Source organism: Microbacterium umsixpiens (assembly GCF_053543675.1).
In genome coordinates this window covers 1-544 of record NZ_JBLVOH010000071.1, presented here as the reverse complement: position 1 = coordinate 544, position 544 = coordinate 1, and the positions used below count along the sequence as shown (strand labels likewise).

Below are 544 nucleotides of genomic sequence, written 5' to 3'. Positions count from 1 at the left end.
CGCTCCACCGTCGTCGTCGCGAGCGGAGCGGCCGCCGTGTTCACCCGCGCCCTCCGACCAGGATCTCGTCCGCGAACGCCTCGACGATCGCACGGCTGACCTCGGTGTTGTGCGCGTCGACCTCCTCGGCGGCGGCGATCAGGCTCGCCAAGGATCGTCCTTCTCCGCGCAAGGCGGCATCGTCCCAGCGGGCGAGATCGGCGGCCGAGGCCTCCGGGTGGAACTGCACGCCGCGGACGTGCCGCCCCAGCCGGAAGGCCTGAATCTCGATGGCGTCGCTGGATGCGAGCAGCACCGCCCGCGGCGGCAGACGGGTGATCATGTCCTGGTGGTTCTCGATCATCGGGGCACCGTCGCCGAGTGTCGCGATCACCGCGTCCTCCCGGCCGGACGGGGTCGGACGGATGTGCGTCGCCCCGCGCTCGACGGGGCCGGTCTTCGCCTTCACCTCTCCTCCGGCCACGTGCGCGAGCACCTGCGCGCCCAGGCAGATGCCGAGCGTCGGGAGGTCGTGGTCGATGGCCTCGGCGGCGGGCGCGCGCTC

At 73.0% G+C, this 544-nt stretch carries 1 protein-coding gene; it reads right to left on the bottom strand.

Annotated elements, in window-relative coordinates; translation table 11 throughout:
- Positions 1 to 40: 40 nt before the first annotated feature.
- On the bottom strand, positions 41 to 544 hold a 504-nt coding region (locus tag ACNPM4_RS07415; protein WP_448985264.1), incomplete at its 5' end, for a type 1 glutamine amidotransferase.